Origin of the sequence: Cryptosporangium arvum DSM 44712, from assembly GCF_000585375.1 — a bacterium.
GTDB lineage: Bacteria > Actinomycetota > Actinomycetes > Mycobacteriales > Cryptosporangiaceae > Cryptosporangium > Cryptosporangium arvum.
The window spans coordinates 8,519,886-8,534,741 of sequence record NZ_KK073874.1; the positions used below are offsets into that span (position 1 = coordinate 8,519,886).

At 70.6% G+C, this 14,856-nt stretch carries 11 protein-coding genes; 1 reads left to right on the top strand and 10 read right to left on the bottom strand.

What is annotated here, in order from left to right; genetic code table 11:
* The first annotated feature begins 2 nt into the window (after positions 1 to 2).
* Positions 3 to 1,811: a neutral/alkaline non-lysosomal ceramidase N-terminal domain-containing protein gene (locus tag CRYAR_RS38875; protein WP_051571549.1), complete on the top strand. Its 1,809-nt coding sequence runs from the start codon at positions 3 to 5 to the stop codon at positions 1,809 to 1,811.
* Here CRYAR_RS38875 and CRYAR_RS38880 read toward each other — a convergent pair.
* The 10 genes from CRYAR_RS38880 to nuoF are packed head-to-tail and all read right to left on the bottom strand — an operon-like array spanning position 1,804 to position 14,674.
* Positions 1,804 to 2,835: a polyprenyl synthetase family protein gene (locus CRYAR_RS38880; RefSeq protein WP_051571551.1), complete on the bottom strand. Its 1,032-nt coding sequence runs from the start codon at positions 2,833 to 2,835 to the stop codon at positions 1,804 to 1,806. The two genes, CRYAR_RS38875 and CRYAR_RS38880, sit on opposite strands and share 8 nt — an antisense overlap.
* On the bottom strand, positions 2,832 to 4,385 hold the full coding sequence (nuoN, locus tag CRYAR_RS38885; protein ID WP_035858308.1) for an NADH-quinone oxidoreductase subunit NuoN: 1,554 nt from the start codon (positions 4,383 to 4,385) through the stop codon (positions 2,832 to 2,834). The genes CRYAR_RS38880 and nuoN overlap by 4 nt, the downstream gene beginning before the upstream one ends.
* Positions 4,382 to 5,929, bottom strand: coding sequence for an NADH-quinone oxidoreductase subunit M (locus tag CRYAR_RS38890; protein WP_035858310.1), 1,548 nt, complete (start codon positions 5,927 to 5,929; stop codon positions 4,382 to 4,384). The genes nuoN and CRYAR_RS38890 overlap by 4 nt, the downstream gene beginning before the upstream one ends.
* On the bottom strand, positions 5,926 to 7,854 hold the full coding sequence (nuoL, locus tag CRYAR_RS38895) for an NADH-quinone oxidoreductase subunit L (RefSeq protein WP_245620607.1): 1,929 nt from the start codon (positions 7,852 to 7,854) through the stop codon (positions 5,926 to 5,928). The genes CRYAR_RS38890 and nuoL overlap by 4 nt, the downstream gene beginning before the upstream one ends.
* Positions 7,855 to 7,868: 14 nt before the next feature.
* Positions 7,869 to 8,168 (bottom strand): NADH-quinone oxidoreductase subunit NuoK, encoded by a 300-nt coding sequence (gene nuoK, locus CRYAR_RS38900; protein ID WP_035858315.1) that lies wholly within the window; start codon positions 8,166 to 8,168, stop codon positions 7,869 to 7,871.
* Between the two features lie 4 nt (positions 8,169 to 8,172).
* Positions 8,173 to 8,949 carry an NADH-quinone oxidoreductase subunit J gene (locus tag CRYAR_RS38905; RefSeq protein WP_245620609.1) on the bottom strand — a complete coding sequence of 259 codons (777 nt, stop codon included), beginning with the start codon at positions 8,947 to 8,949 and terminating at the stop codon, positions 8,173 to 8,175.
* The gene (nuoI, locus tag CRYAR_RS38910; protein ID WP_035858317.1) at positions 8,946 to 9,500 is read right to left on the bottom strand and encodes an NADH-quinone oxidoreductase subunit NuoI; all 555 of its coding nucleotides are present in this window, start codon (positions 9,498 to 9,500) and stop codon (positions 8,946 to 8,948) included. The genes CRYAR_RS38905 and nuoI overlap by 4 nt, the downstream gene beginning before the upstream one ends.
* Position 9,501: 1 nt before the next feature.
* A complete protein-coding gene (gene nuoH / locus CRYAR_RS38915) occupies positions 9,502 to 10,812 on the bottom strand; it encodes an NADH-quinone oxidoreductase subunit NuoH (RefSeq protein WP_051571553.1) in 1,311 nt (436 codons plus the stop codon).
* Positions 10,812 to 13,367 (bottom strand): NADH-quinone oxidoreductase subunit G, encoded by a 2,556-nt coding sequence (locus CRYAR_RS38920; RefSeq protein ID WP_063725827.1) that lies wholly within the window; start codon positions 13,365 to 13,367, stop codon positions 10,812 to 10,814. Before CRYAR_RS38920 ends, nuoH begins: the two co-directional genes overlap by 1 nt.
* The gene (gene nuoF, locus CRYAR_RS38925) at positions 13,367 to 14,674 is read right to left on the bottom strand and encodes an NADH-quinone oxidoreductase subunit NuoF (RefSeq protein ID WP_035858319.1); all 1,308 of its coding nucleotides are present in this window, start codon (positions 14,672 to 14,674) and stop codon (positions 13,367 to 13,369) included. The genes CRYAR_RS38920 and nuoF overlap by 1 nt, the downstream gene beginning before the upstream one ends.
* Positions 14,675 to 14,856: the final 182 nt, after the last annotated feature.

The following is a 14,856-nucleotide window of genomic DNA, read 5'->3' on the forward strand; positions in this document are numbered from 1 at the left end:
GGATGAGGTTCACGGTGAGCACCCCGGCGTCGCCGCCCCTGCCGCCCGAGAACGCGCTGCTGGCCGGCGCGGCCGAGGTCGATCTCACCCCGCCGCCGGGCCTTCCGAAAGCCGGCTACTCACGCAACGCGCGCACCGGCGTCGGCTTCCGGGGCCGGTTACGCGCCCGCGTGCTGCACCTGCGTGCCGGTACGGCGTCGGTGGCGATCGTCGCTTGCGACCTGCTCGGCGGGTCCGCGGTGGTGCAGCGACAGGTGGCCGCCCGCACCGGGGTGCCGCTGGCCGGCTTGTTCCTGGGGGCGACCCACACCCACGGCGCCCCGGGCCAGTTCCTCGGCACCGACCTCTACAACGGGTTCGCCTCCAACCGGCCGGGCTTCGACCCGGTCTGGACCGAGTTCCTGGTCGACCAGATCAGCACCGGGGTGAAGCGGGCCGTGGCCTCGCGGCGGCCCGCGCTCGCCGCCTGGGGCTCGACCGAGGTGTGGGGGCTGACCCGGAACCGGTCGCTCGCGGCCCACGTCCGCAACCGCGGGCACGCGGACACCCGCGTCGCGCCCCAGCGCGCCTACGCCGCGGTGGATCCCCGGCTGCGGGTGCTGCGGGTGGACGGCGCGGACGGCGACCCGATCGCGGCGCTCGTGGTGTTCGGCGTCCACGGCACCGGCATCCCGATGCGCAACAGCGTCTACAACGCCGACCTGTGGGCGTACGTCTACGAGGAGATGCGTGGCTGCGCTCCGGTGGTGGGCGCACTGCAGGGAACGCACGCCGACGTCGCTCCCGCGCTGCGTCCGGGGCGGGCCGGCGACGTCGAGGCCGCACGGGTGGGGCGGGGCATCGGAGCGGCCGCCGCGTCCCTGTTCGCGTCGCTGACGCCCACCACCGACTTCCCGCTCGGCGCCGGTCTGCGTGAGGTCGACCTGTCGGTGTCGCGCTCGGTGGACGGCGTCACGCTGCCGGAGCGTCCGGCGCTCGGCGCCGCGCTGATCGCCGGCGCCCACGAGAACGTGACGCCGATCGTGCACCGCATCCCGCCGTTCCGCGCCGGCGTGCCGAAACCGCACGCGCCCGGCGACCCGCACGGGGCGAAGTGGGTGATCGGCTCCCGCTGGCTGCAACCGGCGGTCGTGCCGCTGCGTCACTTCCCGCGGGTCGTCCCGGTGCACGTCCTGCGACTCGGTTCCGCCGTGCTGGTCGGAGCGCCGTTCGAGATCACCGTCGACGCCGGGCGCCGGGTCGCCGCCGCGGTGGGCGAGGACGACGTGATCGTGTCGTCGGTGGCGAACGAGTACGCCGGCTACTGCACCACCGCCGAGGAGTACACCCGGCAGCACTACGAGGGCGGCCACACGCTCTACGGGCCGAACACGGCCGCGTTCCTCGCCGCCCACGCGGCCTCGCTGGCCGCCTCCGTGGCGCCGGGCGCGATGGTGACCGAGGCGCCCACCGAGCGCACGTTCGACCTGCGAGCCCACCGGTACTGGCCACCGCGCTCCGGCGCCCCGGCGACGCCGAGGCCCGCCGGGAGGGCTCGCTTCGTCGACGTGACCGCCGAACAGGACGCCTACTGGGAGCAGGGCTGGTTCGACGCCGCCCCGGGCGACCTGGTCTGGAACGAACCGATCGTCCACGTAGAGTGGCGATCGACCGGGACCTGGCAGACGCTCGTCGACGACTCGTCGTGCGCGCTCGAGGTGCGGCACGCCGGTGCGGACCGCTACCTCACGCGGTGGCACGACCCCGAGCTGCGCGACGGACGCGAATACCGGTTCGTGGTCCGCGGGCTGCCGCTGAAGCCCTTCAGCTAGTGCGGTCGACCACGTAGTACGTGAGGGACTCGAGCGCGTTCCGGGCCGGCACGTCGGGCAGCGTCGCCAGCAGGTCGCGGGCGCGCTGGGCGTAGGCCGCCAGCGTGTCGCGGGCACTGGACATCGCCGGCGACCCACGCAGCAGCCCGAGCGCCTCCGCCACCTCGTCGTCGTCGGTGATCGGCCGGGCGATCAGCTCGCGCATCCGCGCCTCGGCCGGGTCGTTCCCGGCCAGCGCGTGCAGCACGGCCAGCGTCGGGACGCCCTCACGCAGGTCGGTGCCGGGCGTCTTACCCGACTCCGCCGACGTCGACGCGATGTCCAGCAGGTCGTCGGAGAGCTGGAACGCCACCCCGATCTCCTCGCCGTACGCGGTGAGCGTCTCGGTGATCGCCGGCCCGCAGCCGGAGAACATCGCCCCGAACCGGGCCGACGTCGCGATCAGCGACCCGGTCTTCTCGGCCAGCACGTGGAGGTGGAACTCCACCGCGTCGGCGCCGTCGGCCGGCCCGGCGGTCTCCCGGATCTGGCCGGTGACCAGCCGGGCGAACGTGCGGGCCTGCAGCCGCACCGCGTCCGGGCCGAGGTCCGCGACCAGGTCCGACGCCCGCGCGAACAGGTAGTCGCCGGTGAGGATCGCGATCGTGTTCGTCCAGCGCGCGTTCGCACTCGGTGCGCCGCGCCGCACGGGCGCCTCGTCCATGACGTCGTCGTGGTAGAGCGTCGCCAGGTGGGTCAGCTCGGCCACCACTGCCGCCTGCACGACGGCGTCCGCCCCGGCGTCGCCGAAGTGTGCCGCCGACAAGGCCAGCAGCGGCCGGAACCGCTTGCCGCCGGCCTCGACCAGGTGGCGGGCCGCGCTGTGCACCAACGGGTCGGCGTCCGACACCGCGGTGCGTAGCGCGTCTTCCACCTGGGCCAGGCCGGCGCGGACGGAAGCGGCGAACTCAGGCTCGATGACCTCGATGCCGAGCAGACCAGTGCCGGTAGGTGCCACGTCCATCCCTGCTATGCGCGTGTTCATCGAACAAATTGTGCCGCCTGCCCTGCGAGGTCCAGCAGTTGAGTCGGCACCACTCCCAGGGCAAGTGTGGCGAGCACCCCGATCGTGAGGGCAGCAGCGGTGAAACCACCCGGAACCGAAACGGTCGGACCATCCTCAGCAGGGTCAGACAGGTACATGAGCACAATTACCCGAAGATACGGGAAAGCGAGCACCATACTCGCGATGACACCGACGATCACGAGTGACACCGCGTCACCGTCGATCGCCGCCGCGAAGACCGCGAACTTCGAGATGAACCCGCTGGTCAGCGGCAGACCCGCGAACGCCAGCAGGAACAGCGTCATCACGCCGGCGTAGAGCGGCGAGCGGCGCCCGAGCCCGGCCCAGCGGGAGAGGTGCGTCGCCTCCCCGTCGGCGTCGCGGACGAGCATCACGACCGCGAACGCACCGATCGTCGTGAAGCCGTAGGCCGCCAGGTAGAACAGCGTCGACGACACGCCCCGGTCGTTGAGCGCGACCACACCGGTGAGGATGAAGCCCGCGTTCGCGATCGAGGAGTAGGCCAGCAGGCGCTTGATGTCGGTCTGGGTCACCGCGAGCACGGCGCCGACCACCATCGTCAGCATCGCGATGCCGATCAGCACCGGCCGCCAGTCCCACTTGGTCGACTGGAACGCCACGTAGAACACCCGCAGGATCGCGCCGAACGCCGCGACCTTGGTGCAGGCGGCCATCAGCGCGGTCACCGGCGTCGGAGCGCCCTGGTACACGTCGGGCGTCCAGGAGTGGAACGGCACCACACCGGCCTTGAACAGCAGGCCGATCAGCAGCATCGCCAGGCCGATGAAGAGCAGCGCGTCGTTGGCCGCCGAGCCGTTCACCGCGTCGTGGATCGCGGCCAGGTCGACCGCACCCGCGTACCCGTAGATCAGCGCGACGCCGTACAGGAAGAACGCCGAGGCGAACGCGCCGAGCAGGAAGTACTTGACCGCGGCCTCCTGGCTGAGCAGCCGCCGGCGACGAGCCAGCGCGCACAGCAGGTAGAGCGGCAGCGAGAGCACTTCCAGGCCGATGAACATGATCAGCAGGTCGTTGGACGAGACGAAGATCAGCATGCCCGCGAGCGCGAACATCGCCAGCGGGAACGCCTCGGTGTGCGACGTCGGCTCGCTGGCCAGACGCCGGTCGGGCGGTGAGCCCGCGACGACCGCGGCCTGCGCCACGAACGAACCACCGGCGTCGAGCGAGCGCTCGGCCATCAGCAGGATGCTGATCGCGCCCAGCACGATGATGCTGCCCGACAGGAACAGCGCCGGACCGTCGATGACGATCGCGCCGCCGGCCGTGATCACCTCGCGCTCGGCGACCAGCACGACCGCCACGAACGCGGCCGCCAGCCCGGCCAGCGAGAGCACCACCTGGGAAAGGTGCCGGGCCCGGCGGGGCACGAACGCCTCGACGAGGATGCCCACGCAGGCCACGCCGAGCAGGATCAGCATCGGCGAGAGCGCCGCGTAGTCGAGCTTCGGCGCCTGGATGTCGGCGGCCAGCACGTCAACCGTGCTCATCGGTTCCCTCCGGCCACTTCACTGGGTTGCGGGTCGCTCTGGCCCACGTCGGTGAGCGTGGCCTTCACCGCCGGGTTGATGACGTCGAGCAACGGCTTCGGGTAGACGCCGAGTCCGATGATCAGCACCAGGAGCGGAGCGATCACCCAGGCCTCGCGGCGGCTGAGGTCACGCCACTTCGGGGTTGCCCCGTCAGCTTCGAGCAGCTTCGGGTTCGTCGGCCCGTGCATCGTGCGCTGGATCATCCAGAGCACGTACAGGGCCGCCACCACGATGCCGAGCGTCGCGACGACACCCGCGACCGGGTTGCGCGAGAAGACGCCGAGCAATACCAGGAACTCGCTGACGAACGAGTTGGTCATCGGCAGCGCCAGCGACGCCATACCGGTGACGAAGAACGCGCCGTAGATCCACGGGACGAACTTGCCGACGCCGCCGTAGTCGGCGATCAGAGCCGAGCCGCGCCGGGCGATCAGGAAGCCGACGACCAGGAACAGCGCGCCGGTGGCGATGCCGTGGTTGACCATGTAGAGCACGGCGCCGGAACCGCCCTGGGTGGTGAACGCGAAGACGCCGATCGCGATGAACCCGAAGTGGGCCACCGAGGTGTAGGACACCAGGCGCTTCATGTCGTTCTGGCCGATCGCCAGCAGCGCGGCGTACAGGATGCCGATGATGCCGAGCACGATGACCATCGGCGCGAAGAACCGCGACGCCTCCGGGAACAGCGGCAGGTTGTAGCGCAGGAACCCGAACGTCCCGACCTTGTCGAGGACGCCGACGAGAAGCACGGCCGCGCCGATCGGGGCCTGGCCACCGGCGTCCGGCAGCCAGGTGTGGAACGGGAACAGCGGCGCCTTCACCGCGAACGCGACGAAGAACCCGAGCCAGATCCAGCGCCCGGCCGTGGTCGACATGTCCATACCGGCGAGCTTGTCGAAGGCGAACGTGCCCTCGCCGAGCTCACGGAGGCTCACCACGTACAGCGCGATGACGCTGGCCAGCATGAACAGACCGCCGACCAGGGAGTACAGGAAGAACTTCACCGCCGCGTACTGCCGCTTCGGGCCGCCGTAGGACCCGATCAGGAAGTACATCGGGACGAGCATCGCCTCGAAGAAGACGTAGAAGAAGAACACGTCGGTGGCGACGAAGACGCCGATCATGCAGGTCTGCAGCGCGAGCATCAGCGCGTAGTACGTCTTGACCGAGCGGCGTCCCGCGCCGGACTCGTGCCACGACGCCAGCAGGACGATCGGCGTCAGCACCGCGATCAGCGCCAGCATCACCAGCGCGATGCCGTCCACACCGAACGCGAGCCGCGTGCCGAACTGCGGGATCCAGGTGTACGACGTGACGAACTGGAACCGGTCGCCGTCGGGGTCGAAGTTGGCGCAGACGACGATCGTCAGCACCAGCACCGCGAGCGACCAGCCGATGGCCAGCAGCTTCGCGAGCCGGTCGGCGCCCTTCGGCAGGAACGCCACGACGGCTGCGCCGACCAGCGGCAGCGCGGTCAGTACGGGGAGCCAGGGACCGTTCATCCGAGCCGCACCACCAGCAGCGACGCCAGCACCACGACCGCACCTCCGAGCATCGTCAGGGCATACGACCGGACGAACCCGGTCTGCAGGCGGCGGAGGCGGCCGGAGCCACCACCCACCGCGGCGGACAGGCCGTTGACCAAGCCGTCCACCCCTCGGCTGTCGACGTACACCAGCGCCCGGGTGAGCCACTGGCCGGGCCGCATGAAGACGGCCTCGTTGAACGCGTCCGCGTACAGGTTGCGCCGGGCCGCGACCACGAGCTGGTTGGCCGGCTGCTCGGCCTTGGCCGTGCCGCCGCGGAAGAGCAGGTAGGCAAGCCCTGCGCCGACGAGCGAGAACACGATCACCAGCGCGGTGATCACGATCGGCTCCAGCTTGTGCGCGGCCTCGGGCGCCTCCGCCCCCCGCACCAGCACCGGCTCGAGCCAGTGCGACGTGCGGTCTCCCTGGGTGAGCAGGAAACCACCGGCCACCGATCCGACCGCCAGCACCATCATCGGCACGGTCATCGAGAGCGGCGACTCGTGCGGGTGGGGCTTGCCACCCTCTTCCTCGGTGGTCCACCGCGGCTTGCCCAGGAACGTCAGCACGAACAACCGCGTCATGTAGAACGCGGTGAGGCCGGCACCGAGCAGGGCCGCGCCGCCGAACAGCCAGCCGGACCAGCCGGGCCGGTCGAAGGCGTGCTCGATGATCGGGTCCTTGGAGAAGAAGCCGGACAGCGGCGGGATGCCGATGATCGCCAGCCAGCCGAGCCCGAACGTGATCGTGGTGATCGGCATGTACTTCGCGAGCCCACCGAACCGCCGGATGTCGACCTGGTCGTTCATGCCGTGCATGACCGAACCGGCGCCGAGGAACAGCCCCGCCTTGAAGAACCCGTGGGCGAGCAGGTGGATGATGCCGAGCGCGTACGCCTCGCCACCGAGCCCGACGGCCAGGAACATGTAGCCGATCTGGCTGACCGTGGAGTACGCCAGCACCTTCTTGATGTCGTCCTTGGCGCAACCGATGACGCACCCGATCAGCAGCGTCAGCGCGCCGATGACGCACACCACGGTGCGGCCGGTCTCGGTCAGGTCGTAGATCGGCGCGGAGCGGGCGATCAGGTAGACGCCGGCGGTGACCATCGTCGCCGCGTGGATGAGCGCGGAGACCGGCGTGGGGCCGGCCATCGCGTCGGGGAGCCAGGCCTGCAGCGGGAACTGGCCGGACTTACCGCAGGCGCCCAACAGCAGGAGCAGCGCGACGATCGTGACCGTCGTCGACGAGAGCTGGTCGACGTTGCTGAACACACCCTCGAACGACGTGTCGCCGAGCGTCGCGAACAGCAGGAAGATGCCCAGCGCCAGGCCGACGTCGCCGACCCGGTTCATGATGAACGCCTTCTTCGCCGCGGTGGCGGCCTCCGGGCGCGTGTACCAGAACGCGATCAGCAGGTACGACGCCAGACCGACGCCCTCCCAGCCGACGTAGAGCGCGACGAAGCTGTTGCCGAGGACCAGCAGCAGCATCGCGGCCACGAACAGGTTCAGCATCGCGAAGAAGCGCCGCCGGCCCTCGTCGTGCGACATGTACCCGATCGAGTACACGTGGATGAGGAAACCGACGCCGGTGATCAGCAGCACGAAGACCGCTGACAGCGGGTCGTAGAGCAGCCCGGCGTCGACCTTCAGCCCGCCCACGTCGATGAACGTGAACAGGTGCTGGGAGATCTGCCGGCCCTCCTCACCCAGGCCGCGCAATTCGAGGAACTGGACGACACCCAGCACGAACGCGATACCGACCGTCGCGCACCCGAGCAGGTGCCCCCAGGCATTCGCGCGGCGCCCGAGCAGGAACAGCACGAGCGCTCCGGCCAGCGGCAGCGCGATCAGCAACCAGAGCAGGGAAAGAGACCCCGTCGGCTCTGCATACTCCACGGCGCTATATCCCCTCAGTACTTCAGCAGGTTCGCGTCGTCGACCGAGGCCGACTTACGGGTGCGGAAGATCGACATGATGATCGCGAGCCCGACGACGACCTCCGCGGCGGCGACCACCATGACGAAGAACGCCATGATCTGACCGTCGAGCGTGCCGTTGATCCGGGAGAACGTGACCAGCGTGAGGTTGGCCGCGTTGAGCATCAGCTCGATGCACATGAACACGACGATCGCGTTGCGCCGCACGAGCACGCCGACCGCGCCGATCGTGAACAGCGCCGCGGACAGCAGCAGATAGTAGGTAGGAGTCACGCCCTCAGCCCTTCGGGGTGGTCAGGCCACTGTCGAGTTCACGCCGCTCCACCGAGGCCGCGACGCTGCCTTCGGCGGGCGTGCCGTCGGGGAGCAGGCCCGGGGTGGCCACCGAGTCCGACAGCGCGTAGACGCCGGGACCGGGCTTGGGGGCCGGGTGGTTGCCCTTCCGGAACCGGGCGATCGACCGCTCGCGCTGCGTCGGGACGCCGCCCTTGTCGCGCTCGACGTGCGCCAGGATCATCGCGCCGACCGCGGCGGTGATCAGCAGTGCGCTGGTGGCCTCGAACGCGAACACGTACCGGGTGAACAGCACCGCCGCGAGCGAATCGACGTTGCCGCCGCCGGCCTCGTTGGTGCGGGCCAGGCCGACCGCCGACACCTCGCCGAGCGCCCGGTAGAGGCCGGTCGTGACCAGCGCCGCCAGCCCGATGCCGAGCAGCACCGCGGCGAGGCGCTGCCCGCGTAGCGTCTCGACGATCGAGTCCGACGAGTCGCGGCCGACGAGCATCAGCACGAACAGGAACAGGATCATGATCGCGCCGGTGTAGACGATGACCTGCACGACGCCGATGAACGGAGCGGCCTGCAGCACGTAGAACACGCCGAGGCTGAACATCGTGCACACCAGGAACAGCGCCGAGTGGATCGCGTTGCGGGCCAGCACCATCCCGAGCGCACCGCCCAGGGCGACCGGGGCGAGCACCCAGAACGCGACCTTCTCGCCGGTCGGCGGGTCGCCGGGTGCGGCGGCGGCCAGCACATCGAGAGCGACGCTCACCGGATGACCTCCTTGGTGTCCCGCTCCGGACGCTCGGCACCGGCCGAGGCACCCGGGTTGGTGGGACCCTGCACGTAGTAGTCGGTCTCGTTCTCGCCGAGCCGCATCGCGTGCGGCGGCAGCTCCATACCGGGCAGCAGCGGCGCGAGCAGCTGCTCCTTGGTGTAGATCAGGTCGGCGCGGCTGTCGCTGGCCAGCTCGTAGGTGTTCGACATGGTCAGCGACCGGGTCGGACAGGCCTCGATGCAGAGCCCGCAGAAGATGCAGCGCGCGTAGTTGATCTGGTAGACCGCGCCGTAGCGCTCACCGGGCGAGTAGCGCTCGTCCTCGGTGTTGTCGCCGCCCTCGACGTAGATCGCGTCGGCCGGGCAGGCCCAGGCGCACAGCTCGCAGCCGACGCACTTCTCCAGCCCGTCGGGGTGCCGGTTGAGCACGTGCCGACCGTGGTACCGGGGCGCCGCGGGGTGCGGCACGTCCGGGTACTTGATCGTCACCCGCTTCTTGAACATGGTCGAGAAGGTGAGCCCGAAGCCCTTGACCGAGTCGAGCACGTCAGTCCTCCTTCTCTTCGGTGGGCAGTTGTTCGTCGGCGCCCACCTTCGCGGGAACCTGCGGCTTCAGCCGTGGTGACGGTGGAACGACCAGGTCCATCGGCGGCACCGGGAAGTCGGACGCGGGGTTCGGGTCCCGGGCGTCGACTTCCTTCTTGGCCCGCTCCGGCACCAGCAGGCTGAGCGCGACGACCACCAGCAGGACGACCGCGAGGCCGATCAGGATGGTGCGCGTCGGCAGGTCGTACTCGCGGCTGATCGTGCGCATCGCGGCGACGAGCAGCAGCCAGACGAGGCTGATCGGGACCAGGACCTTCCAGCCGAAGTGCATGAACTGGTCGTAGCGGAGACGAGGCAGCGTGCCGCGCAGCCAGATGAACACGAACAGGCTCGCGACGACCTTGAGCAGGAACCAGAGCACCGGCCACCAGTTCTCGTTGGCGCCCGGCCAGATCGTGCCGAGGCCGAACGGCGCGCGCCAGCCACCCAGGAACAGCGTCGCGCAGAGCGCCGACACCGTGACCATGTTGATGTACTCGCCGAGGAAGAACATCGCGAACTTCAGCGAGGAGTACTCGGTGTGGAAACCACCGACCAGCTCGCTCTCGGCCTCGGGCAGGTCGAACGGGGCCCGGTTGGTCTCACCGACCGCCGAGATCGCGTAGACGACGAAGCTCGGCAGCAGCGTGAAGACGAACCAGGTGTTCTCCTGCGCCCCGATGATCTCGCTGGTGGAGAGCGACCCCGCGGTGAGCAGCACCGGCACGATCGAGAGGCCCATCGCGACCTCGTACGAGATCATCTGCGCCGCCGACCGCATACCGCCGAGCAGCGGGTAGGTGGAGCCGGACGCCCAGCCGGCCAGCACGATGCCGTACACGCCCAGCGACGAGCAGGCCAGGATGTACAGCACGCCGACCGGCAGGTCGGTGAGCTGCAGCGCGGTGGTGTGACCGAAGATCGAGACGTTCGGCCCCAGCGGGATCACCGCGAACGCGACGATCGCCACGATCGCCGAGATGATCGGCGCCAGGACGAAGACGACCTTGTCGGCCGCGGCCGGGATGATGTCTTCCTTGAACGCCAGCTTGATGCCGTCGGCGAGGCTCTGGAGCAGCCCCCACGGCCCGACGCGGTTCGGCCCCGGGCGCACCTGCATGTACCCGATGACCTTGCGCTCGCCCACGATCGTGAACAGGACGAGCAGCACCAGGATCCCGAAGATCGCGACGATCTTCGCGATGATCAGCCACCACGGGTCGTTGCCGACCGCGGCCGGTTCCGTGGCCGCCAGCACAGCGCCGGTGCTCATCAGGCCTCCCCCTCGGTGTCGACCGCCGGCCGGCCACCGTCGGCCGGGTCACCGCCGTCGCTGGTGGCGCGGGCCTCGACGTCGCCGAGGCCACCGTCGGCCGGAACACTTCCAGGGACCCCCGACGGTTTGCGGTCCGCCACACCGGCGGTGATCCGCACGAGATCCCCGGCGCCGACGCCGAGCGTCGGGCGCACCTGGGAGTCGACCGAGTTCGTCGGCACCCAGACCACACGGTCGGGCATCTCGGTGACCGCCACCGGCAGCTGGATCGCTCCCCGGTCGGTCGAGACCAGGATGTGCGCACCGGGCCGGACGCCGAGCTCGGCGGCCGTACCCGGCGAGAGGTGCGCGAACGCGGGCTTCGCGGTGCCGGCGAGGTGCTCCTCGCCGTCCTGCAGCGTGCCCAGGTCGAGCATGTGGTGCCAGGTGGCCAGCACGGCCTCGCCGTCGCCGGGGCTCACCCGCGGCGCGGCCGGCTCCATCGGGGACGGCGGCGGCTCCACGTCGACACCCGCGCCCGCGGTTCCGAGCGCGGTGAGCTCGGCCACGATCGCGTCCGGAGTGGCGGTGTTCAGGAACGCGCCCAGCTCCGAGGCGAGCGTGTCGAGCACCCGGGCGTCCGGAAGAGCGCCGGTGCCCTGGAGCGTCAGCCCGAACGGCCGGACCCGGCCCTCCCAGTTGAGGAAGCTGCCGGCCTTCTCGGCCACCGGTGCGACCGGGAACACGACGTCCGCGTACTCGGTGACGGCCGAGGTGCTCAGCTCCAGGCTGACCACGAACGGCGCCGCCGCCAGCGCGGCGCGCGCCGCCACCGGGTCGGGCAGGTCGTCGGGGTCGACACCGCCGACCACCAGGCCACCGAGCGTGCCGTCGGCCGCTGCCGCGAGGATCTCGGACGCCGAGCGCCCCGCCGCCTCGGGCAGCGACGCGCCCCAGGACGCCTCCACGGCCGACCGGCCCGCCGCCGACGTGACCTGACGACCACCGGGCAGCAGGTTCGGCAGCGCACCGGCCTCGACCGCACCGCGCTCACCGGCGCGCCGGGGCACCCAGCCGAGCTTCGCGCCGGTCGAGAGCGCCAGCAGCGACGCCGCCGAGTACGCGCCACGGATGCTCGCCGCGCGCTCACCGACCAGGATCACCGATCCCGACGCCCGCAGGCCCTCGGAGAGCGACGTGAGGTCGGGCAGTTCGCCGCCGCGCAGCGCGTCCAGCACCTTGGGCTCGGCGCCGGGGGTGGCCTGGATCAGCGTGCCGCCGAGCTTGTCGAGCCCGCGGGTGGCCAGCGGGGCCACCGACCAGACCTTCGTGCCGCGCTTGCGCCAGGCCTTGCGCAGGCGGAGGAAGAGAATCGACGACTCCTCCTCCGGCTCCAGGGCCACCAGCAGCACGTTCGGCGCGTTCTCGAGGTCGCGGTACGTGGTGGTGAGGCCCTGCCCGGCCACGTGCGCGCCGAGGAACAGCGACTCCTCGTCGGAGTGCGGGCGGGCCCGGAAGTCCACGTCGTTGGTGCCGAGGGCGACCCGCGCGAACTTCGAGTACGCGTAGGCGTCCTCGTAGGTCAGGCGGCCACCGGGCAGCACGCCGACGCCGCCGTTCTCCTTCGCGGCCTCGAGGCCGCGGGCCGCGGCCTCGAACGCCTCGGTCCAGGAGACGGGCTCCAGCGAACCCGACGCGTCACGCACCAGCGGCTGGGTGAGCCGCTTCTTGCCGGTCGCGTAGACGAACGCCCAGCGGCCCTTGTCGCAGTTCCACTCCTCGTTGACCTCGGGGTCCTCGCCGGCCAGCCGGCGCAGCACCTTGCCGCGACGCCAGTCGGTGCGCAGCGAACAGCCGCTCGCACAGTGCTCGCAGACGCTCGGCGTGCTGACCAGGTCGAACGGGCGGGCCCGGAACCGGTAGGCGGCGCCGGTGAGCGCGCCGACCGGGCAGATCTGGACCGTGTTGCCGGAGAAGTAGGACTGGAACGGTTCGTCGGACGCGATGCCGACCTGCTCCAGCGCGGACCGCTCGAGCAGCTCGATGAACGGGTCACCGGCGACCTGCTTGGAGAAGCGCGTGCAGCGGGCGCAGAGCACGCAGCGCTCGCGGTCGAGCAGCACCTGCGACGAGATCGCCAGCGGCTTCGGGTAGGTGCGCTTGACGTCACGGAACCGCGACTCGGCGGCGCCGTTGCTCATCGCCTGGTTCTGCAGCGGGCACTCGCCGCCCTTGTCGCAGACCGGGCAGTCCAGCGGGTGGTTGATCAGCAGCAGCTCGAGCGTGCCCCGCTGCGCCTTCTCCGCGACCGGGCTGGTGAGCTGGGTCTTGACCACCATGTCGGGCGTGACCGTGGCCGTGCAGCTCGCGACCGGCTTGCGCTGGCCGTCGACCTCCACGATGCACTGGCGGCAGGCGCCGACCGGCTCGAGCAGCGGGTGGTCGCAGAACCGGGGGATCTGGATACCCAGCTCCTCGGCGGCCCGGATGATCAACGTGCCCTTCGGCACGGTGACGCTCAGGCCGTCGATCGTCAGCGTGACGGTGTCGACTTGCTCAGGTGCAACGGTCATCAGTGCGCTCCGGCGAGTGCGGCCTGCTCGGCCGAGAAGTACGGCGCTTTGCGGCCCTCGATGTAGTCGAGGTAGTCGTCCCGGAAGTACTTCAGCGACGACGTCACCGGGCTGGTCGCGCCGTCGCCGAGCGCGCAGAACGACCGGCCGAAGATGTTGTCGCAGGTGTCGAGCAGCGTGTCGAGGTCGGCTTTGGTGCCCTGCCCGGACAGGATCCGGCGGAGCACCTGCACCATCCAGTAGTTGCCCTCGCGGCACGGCGTGCACTTGCCGCACGACTCGTGCGCGTAGAACGCGATCCACCGGTAGGTCGCGTAGACCACGTCGTCCTGATCGCTGAACACCTGCACGGCCGTCGTGCCGAGCATCGACCCGGCGGCCGCCGCGCCCTCGAAGTCCAGCGGCACGTCGAGGTGCTCGTCGGTGAAGAGCGGCGTGGAGGAGCCACCCGGCGTCCAGAACTTCAGCCGGTGACCTTCCTTCATGCCACCGGCCAGCTCCAGCAGCTCGCGCAGCGTGATGCCGAGGTGGCACTCGTACTGCCCCGGGCGGTTCACCCGGCCGGAGATCGAGAAGATCTTCGGGCCCGGCGACTTCTCGCTGCCCATCGTCTTCCACCACTCGGCGCCGCCGAGCACGATGTAGGGCACGCTCGCGATCGTCTCCACGTTGTTCACGACCGTGGGGCCGCCGTAGAGACCGGCCACCGCGGGGAACGGCGGCTTGAGACGCGGCTGGCCGCGGTAGCCCTCGAGCGAGTCGAGCAGCGCGGTTTCCTCGCCGCAGATGTAGGCGCCGGCCCCGGAGTGGACGACCAGCTCCAGGTCGAAGCCGCTGCCGAGGATGTTGCGGCCGAGGTAGCCCCGGGCGTAGGCCTCGTCCACCGCGTTGCGCAGGCGGCGCGCGGCGTGCACGGCCTCACCGCGGATGTAGATCGCGGCGAAGTTGGCCCGGATCGCGTAGGAGGCGATCACGATGCCCTCGATGAGGCCGTGCGGGTCGGCCATCATGTACGGCAGGTCCTTGCAGGTGCCGGGCTCGCCCTCGTCGGCGTTGACCACGAGGTAGTGCGGCTTGCCGTCGCCCTGCGGGATGAAGCCCCACTTCAGACCGGTCGGGAAGCCGGCGCCGCCGCGTCCGCGCAGGCCGGAGTCCTTGACCAGCTGGATCAGGTCGTCGGGGTGGGCCTTGATCGCCTTGCGCAGGCCCGAGTAGCCGTCGAGCCGCTCGTAGACCGAGATCTTCCAGGCCTCGGGCGAGAGCCAGCGCTTGGTGAGGACCGGGGTGAGAAGTTCGCGCTCGCTCATTTCTGCCCCTCGTTCTGGTTCCTGGGGTCGGCCGGCGGTGCGTCACCGGCCGGCTTGGAGTCGGCCGCCGGCTCGGGGACGGTCGAGGACGTCTCGGCCGGGTTCTCCGGCGTCTCGACGTCCTTCACCTGGGGGTCGGTGGTGGCCTGGGCCGGCTGCGCCGGAGCCTGCGCGACCGCCGG

Excerpts from the sequence above, each read along its gene's own strand:
- CRYAR_RS38875 (WP_051571549.1), top strand. The coding sequence starts at position 3 with ATGAGGTTCACGGTGAGCACCCCGGCGTCGCCGCCCCTGCCGCCCGAG.
- CRYAR_RS38880 (WP_051571551.1), bottom strand. The coding sequence starts at position 2,835 with ATGAACACGCGCATAGCAGGGATGGACGTGGCACCTACCGGCACTGGT.
- nuoN (WP_035858308.1), bottom strand. The coding sequence starts at position 4,385 with ATGAGCACGGTTGACGTGCTGGCCGCCGACATCCAGGCGCCGAAGCTC.
- CRYAR_RS38890 (WP_035858310.1), bottom strand. The coding sequence starts at position 5,929 with ATGAACGGTCCCTGGCTCCCCGTACTGACCGCGCTGCCGCTGGTCGGC.
- nuoH (WP_051571553.1), bottom strand. The coding sequence starts at position 10,812 with ATGAGCACCGGCGCTGTGCTGGCGGCCACGGAACCGGCCGCGGTCGGC.
- CRYAR_RS38920 (WP_063725827.1), bottom strand. The coding sequence starts at position 13,367 with ATGACCGTTGCACCTGAGCAAGTCGACACCGTCACGCTGACGATCGAC.
- nuoF (WP_035858319.1), bottom strand. The coding sequence starts at position 14,674 with ATGAGCGAGCGCGAACTTCTCACCCCGGTCCTCACCAAGCGCTGGCTC.